Origin of the sequence: Allostella sp. (assembly GCF_041913585.1) — a bacterium.
Classification (GTDB): domain Bacteria; phylum Pseudomonadota; class Alphaproteobacteria; order ATCC43930; family Allostellaceae; genus Allostella.
This window is the reverse complement of sequence record NZ_JAYSFE010000228.1, coordinates 1-3649: the sequence shown is the minus strand read 5'-3', so window position 1 is coordinate 3649 and position 3649 is coordinate 1. Positions and strand designations below refer to the sequence as shown.

Genomic DNA, 3649 nt, shown 5'->3' with positions numbered 1-3649 from the left:
CACCCAGTCGGGCCTGCACGACCCCCAGGTCCACGTCTATGTCCGCCGCCGCTAGCGCCCGAGCCCGGGCCAGCGCAGCCGGATGAGGGTAAGGCCGGCCATGCCGGCCAGCGCCATCGCCAGCATGGCGTTCGAGGGGCCGATCCGGTCGGACAGGGCGCCGACGAGGAGCACGCCCAGCGGTCCGGTGCCGATGCACACGGTGACGATGCCCATGAGGCGCGAGCGCATCTCCGGCGGCGCCTCGGTCAGGATCAGCGTGCTCTGCATGCTGGCGAAGCTGGCGGTGCCGAAGCCGCCGAGGAAGAGCAGCGCCAGCGCCAGCACGTACCACGGGGCGAGCGCGGCCAGCGCCACCGCCGCCATCAGGCCGAAGGCGCCGGCGACGAAGAGCCGGCCGCGGTCGGGCGGCACCCGGCCGCTGGCGATCAGCAGCCCGCCCAGCAGGCTGCCGCCCGCCTCGGCCGACGCGAGCACCCCCACCAGCGTTGCCGAGACGGCGAACTCGTAGCGCCCGATCGGCGGGATCATCGCGGTGTAGGAGAAGCCGAAGGCGTTCATGACGACGGTGACCGCGAGCACGGCCATGATGAGGTCGCTGCGCCGGGCGGCGGCGAAGCCGGCCGCGATGTCGCCGGGGATCTGCGACAGACGGAGCGGCCGCGTCACCTGGCTCCAGCGCAGCCCGGCGACGAGCGCGAAGCCGGAGAGGTAGAGCGCCGCCGACAGCAGATAGACGCCGACGATCCCCACCGTTTCCAGGAGGAAACCGCCGAGCGCCGGCCCGACCATCCGCGTCATGCCGTTGGTCACGGTGTCGAGCGCGATCGCCGATGCGATGCGGGTCGGGCCTGCCACCTCCCCGACCATGCGGCGACGAACCGCCATCTCGCTCGCCCAGACGATGCCGGAGACGCCGCCCGCCGCCGCGATGTGCCACAGGGTGAGCAGGTCGGCGAAGGCGAGGATGCAGACGATGGCGGCGGCGAGGCCGGCCGCCGCCTGCCCGGCGAGCAGCAGCCGCCGCCGGTCGAGCGCGTCGGCGATGGCCCCGGCGAGCGCTCCGACAAGCAGCATCGGCAGCATCCGCGCCGCCGTCATCGCGGCGACGATGAGCCCGGAACCGGTCTGGTCGTAGGCGAAGACGCCCGCCGCCAGCAGTTCCAGCCAGCGCACGGCGTTGGCGAAGCCCCCCACCAGCCACAGGCGCAGATAATCCCGATCGGCGAGCAGCGCGCGCGGCCCGCCGGGGCGTTCCCCCGGATCTGTCATTGCCGGCGAGCCTAGCGCGGCGCCGGCGACTGCACAAATGTTCGGCAATGGATGCAGATGGCACCGATCCGGAGCGGATGCGCGAAGGCTGGGCGCCCGGTCCCCGCCCCGGCCTCCGCCGCCCGCCGCATGGTCCGCGGGCCTGCCCCGCGGGTCCTTCACGTTTCGTGATCGGTCGCTCTCAAAGCGGCGCCAATCGGGCGCCGGCATCCGTCCTGAATGGATGCATAGGCCGTGGCCGCGCCCCGAGCCGCATGGTAGCCACGACCCCGCTGAACCCAGGGTCCGACGCCATGCTCCTGCTCGCCGCCGTCGTCACCGGCGCCCTCGTCTCGGGCGGCATCGGTCTTGCGCTCTGGCACCGCGGCTCGGGCGGCGGCGAACGCCTCCTGGCGGCCGGGCTCCTGGTCCTCGGCGCCGTCTTCGCCTGGATCGCGACAACGCCGCCCGTCGGCGGCTTTCCCCAACATCTGCTGGCGACGACCCCGGCGTCGGCCGGCCCGGCCCCGGGCTACCTGGTTCCGAAATAGCGGTCGCCCACGTCGCCCTCACGGGGGCCGGATCTGGCCACGGTCGCAGAGACCGCGGTCGAACTCCGGCCGGCCAGGATCGGCGACCGGCCGCGCATCGCCGCACGGCCGGGAGCGCCCCGTTCCGCTTCAGCGCCGACCGGCCGTCACCTTTGCCGGCGGCTTCACCGGCGCCTTGGCGGGCGGCCGCGGCGCCTCGGCGGTCGCCAGCTTGACCAGGGATTTCAGCAGGGTCTGCAGCCCGAGCAGGCGCTGCTTGGGCTCGTCCCAGACGCGGGTGATGACCAGCTTGTGATCCGGACGGACCCGCGCCGTGCCAGCATTGCGGGCGATGAAGTCGACGAGGCCGGCCGGGTTCGGGAACGAGTTGCCGTGGAAGGCGATGACGCAGCCCTTCGGTCCCGCCTCGATGCGCTCGATGCGCGCCTCGCGGCAGAGCTGCTTGATGGCGATGATGTCGAGCAGGTTCTCGACCTCGGGCGGCAGGGGCCCGAAGCGGTCGCCCAGTTCGGCCGCGAAGGCGTCGATCTCGCGCCGGTCGACGAGCGTCGAGATGCGGCGATAGAGGCCGAGCCGGACGCCGAGGTCGGCGACGTAGCCCTCGGGGATCAGGACCGCGGTGCCGATGGCGATCTGCGGCGTCCAGCCCTCGCCGGCGGCGTCCTCGGCGAGGCCGCGGGCCTCGGCCACCGCCTCCTCCAGCAGCTGCTGGTAGAGCTCGACGCCGACCTCGCGGACATGGCCCGACTGCTCCTCGCCGAGCAGGTTGCCGGCGCCGCGGATGTCGAGATCATGGCTCGCCAGGGTGAAGCCGGCACCCAGCGTGTCGAGCGTCTGCATCACCTCGAGCCGGCGCTGCGCCGTCTCGGTCAGCATCTTGCCCGGCGGCAGCGTCAGATAGGCATAGGCACGCTGCTTCGAGCGGCCGATGCGGCCGCGGAGCTGGTAGAGCTGCGCCAGGCCGAACATGTCCGCGCGGTGGACGATCATCGTGTTGGCGGACGGGATGTCGAGACCGGATTCGATGATGGTCGTCGACAGCAGCACGTCGTAGGCGCCGTCGCAGAACTCCGACATCACGGTCTCGATCTCGGCCGGCGCCATGCGGCCGTGGGCGACGACGATCTTCGCCTCCGGCACCAGCTCGCGGAGCTGCTCGTGGACGATCGCCAGATCCTCGATGCGCGGGCAGACATAGAAGACCTGCCCCGAGCGGAAGCGCTCGCGCAGGATCGCCTCGCGGATCACCACCGGGTCGAAGGGGAGGACGAAGGTGCGGACCGCCAGCCGGTCGACCGGCGGCGTCGCGATGATGCTCATCTGGCGCACGCCCGACAGCGCCATCTGCAGGGTGCGCGGGATCGGGGTCGCGGTCAGGGTCAGGATATGCACCTCGGCCCGGAGGTGCTTCAGCTTCTCCTTCTGGGAGACGCCGAAATGCTGTTCCTCGTCGACGATGAGCAGGCCGAGATGGCGGAACTTCACGTCCTTCGCCAGGACGGCGTGGGTGCCGACGACGATGTCGACCGCCCCGTCGGCCAGCATCGCCTTGACCGCCTTGGCGTTCTTCGGCGTGACCAGGCGCGAGAGCTGTTCGATCTTCACCGGCAGCCCGGCGAAGCGCTGCTGGAAGGTGCGGTGGTGCTGGCGGGCGAGCAGCGTCGTCGGCACGATCACCGCCACCTGGGCGCCGCCCATGGCGGCGATGAAGGCGGCGCGCAGCGCGACCTCGGTCTTGCCGAAGCCGACGTCGCCGCAGATGAGCCGGTCCATCGGCCGGCCCGAACCCAGATCCTCGATGACGTCGGAGATGGCGCGGAGCTGGTCCTCGGTCTCCGGGAAGGGGA

The 3649-nt window shown here is 72.1% G+C and carries 3 protein-coding genes; 1 reads left to right on the top strand and 2 read right to left on the bottom strand.

Going from position 1 to position 3649, the window contains the following annotated elements; translation table 11 throughout:
* Positions 1-51: 51 nt before the first annotated feature.
* Positions 52-1272, bottom strand: a complete 1221-nt coding sequence (locus tag ACE3Q3_RS23390) for an MFS transporter (protein ID WP_374450104.1) — start codon at positions 1270-1272, stop codon at positions 52-54.
* Between the two features lie 254 nt (positions 1273-1526).
* Here ACE3Q3_RS23390 and ACE3Q3_RS23385 point away from each other — a divergent pair, with 254 nt between their 5' ends.
* Positions 1527-1802, top strand: a complete 276-nt coding sequence (locus tag ACE3Q3_RS23385; protein WP_374450103.1) for a hypothetical protein — start codon at positions 1527-1529, stop codon at positions 1800-1802.
* A gap of 129 nt (positions 1803-1931) precedes the next feature.
* On the opposite strand, the gene ACE3Q3_RS23380 is transcribed toward ACE3Q3_RS23385, so the two are convergent.
* A partial coding sequence (locus ACE3Q3_RS23380) for a DEAD/DEAH box helicase (protein ID WP_374450101.1) occupies positions 1932-3649 on the bottom strand: 1718 nt, incomplete at its 5' end.

Excerpts from the sequence above, each read along its gene's own strand:
- ACE3Q3_RS23390 (WP_374450104.1), bottom strand. The coding sequence starts at position 1,272 with ATGACAGATCCGGGGGAACGCCCCGGCGGGCCGCGCGCGCTGCTCGCC.
- ACE3Q3_RS23385 (WP_374450103.1), top strand. The coding sequence starts at position 1,527 with ATGGTAGCCACGACCCCGCTGAACCCAGGGTCCGACGCCATGCTCCTG.